Below are 2062 nucleotides of genomic sequence, written 5' to 3'. Positions count from 1 at the left end.
ATTGAACAATATAAGTATACTACATTTGTTCATCTATATCAAGTAATATGACAAATAAATTGTAATATCACACTTATAACAATCGTTCAACTAAACCTGTTACGAGCTATCGCTCGTTGAACTCAAAAAAAAGCGGTTGAATTTATAATTATTTACGAAAAGTACTAATTTATTATTTTTTCAAAATATTGTGTATGATAAGATTGATGGGTATCATACATTTAATTTTATAAGTATCAGTTTTCTAGTATAATAAACATTAATATAAATAATTCTAGGAGATGAAAATATGCTAAATCCATTTGATTCAGCGTATCATAGTTTATGCGAAGAGATTTTAGAGCTTGGCAGACAACGTGATGATAGAACACATACAGGTACGATATCAAAATTCGGTCATCAGTTAAGATTCGATTTGTCTAAAGGCTTTCCTTTGTTAACTACTAAAAAAGTATCGTTTAAACTAATCGCTACTGAATTATTGTGGTTTATAAAAGGTGATACGAATATTCAGTACTTACTTAAATACAATAATAATATTTGGAATGAATGGGCTTTTGAAAAGTATATTCAATCAAGTGATTATAAAGGTCCAGATATGAGTAATTTTGGACATAGAGCACTCCAAGATGAAGCATTTAATGAGCTTTATAAAGAAGAAATGAAAAAGTTTAAACAACAAATTCTTAATGATGATGAATTTGCGAAAAAATATGGTGATTTAGGAAATGTTTATGGTAAGCAATGGCGTGATTGGGTAGATAAAGAAGGTAATCACTTTGATCAACTTAAAACGGTGATTCAACAAATCAAAGAAAACCCTAATTCTCGTCGACATATTGTATCGGCATGGAACCCTACCGAAATTGATACTATGGCTTTACCTCCTTGCCACACAATGTTTCAATTTTATGTTCAAGAGGGTAAGTTAAGTTGCCAACTCTATCAACGTAGTGCTGATATTTTTCTAGGCGTTCCATTCAATATTGCTAGTTATGCACTTCTAACTCATCTTATCGCTAAAGAATGCAATCTTGAAGTTGGAGAGTTTATTCACACATTTGGCGACGCTCATATTTACTCAAATCATATTGACGCTATTCAAACACAGCTATCTAGAGATGGTTTTACTCCACCGACTTTAAAGATTAATTCGGATGCATCTATTTTTGATATTAATTATGAAGATTTAGAAATAGTAAATTATGAATCTCATCCATCAATTAAAGCTCCAATAGCAGTATGATAAATTTACTAATTATATAAATATACTCAAATATAAAACCTGGAGGTAAGATCATGACTTTATCAATTCTAGTAGCACATGACCAACAACGAGTGATTGGTTACAATAACGCAGTACCTTGGCACTTACCAAACGATTTAAAAAATGTAAAAAAACTTTCTACCGGTAATACTTTAGTGATGGGAAGAAGAACTTTTGAATCAATTGGTAAACCACTACCTAACAGAAGAAATGTCGTTTTAACTCACGATACTTCTTTTAACGTAGAAGGTGTGGATGTCATTCATTCAATTGATGAAATTTATGAGTTAGAAGGTCATATTTTTATATTTGGGGGACAAACACTCTATGAAGAAATGATGGATAAGGTGGATGATATGTATATCACTGTTATTGAAGATAAACATCAAGGTGACACATTCTTCCCACCTTATACATTTGAAGAGTGGGAAATTGCTTCATCAGAAGAAGGTCAATTAGATGAAAAAAATAAAATTCCACACACCTTTTTACATCTTGTAAGAAAATAAATAAAAATAAATTATTAAGCGGAGGCAGTTATGACTAAACAAATAATTGTGACTGATTCTACATCAGATTTATCACAAGACTATTTAACACAACACAATATACATGTTGTCCCTTTGAGTTTAACTATCGACGGACAATCATATGTAGACCAAATTGATATTTCATCTAAAGATTATATTCAAAGAATAGAAGAAGATGCAGATGTTAAAACAAGTCAACCGCCCATCGGCAAGTTCATTGAAGTATATGAAAGGTTCGATTTTAGAACCATTTTCACGTGTTTGT

The 2062-nt window shown here is 30.8% G+C and carries 3 protein-coding genes; all 3 read left to right on the top strand.

Features of this window, described 5'->3' with window-relative positions; genetic code table 11:
• Window positions 1–289 precede the first annotated feature (289 nt).
• Complete coding sequence (locus tag HMPREF2706_RS00780) at window positions 290–1246, top strand: thymidylate synthase (protein ID WP_064137603.1); 957 nt, start codon at window positions 290–292, stop codon at window positions 1244–1246.
• Between the two features lie 53 nt (window positions 1247–1299).
• Entirely contained in the window at window positions 1300–1776 is a 477-nt protein-coding gene (locus HMPREF2706_RS00775; protein ID WP_064137601.1) for a dihydrofolate reductase, read from the top strand.
• A 30-nt stretch (window positions 1777–1806) separates the two neighbouring features.
• Window positions 1807–2062 (top strand): DegV family protein (locus HMPREF2706_RS00770; RefSeq protein WP_078367374.1); only part of this gene is annotated, 256 nt, incomplete at its 3' end.

It is taken from the genome of Staphylococcus sp. HMSC067F07, assembly GCF_001837405.1.
Lineage (GTDB): Bacteria > Bacillota > Bacilli > Staphylococcales > Staphylococcaceae > Staphylococcus > Staphylococcus capitis.
Note: the sequence above shows the minus strand (reverse complement) of the source record. Positions and strands in the feature narration are given on the sequence as shown.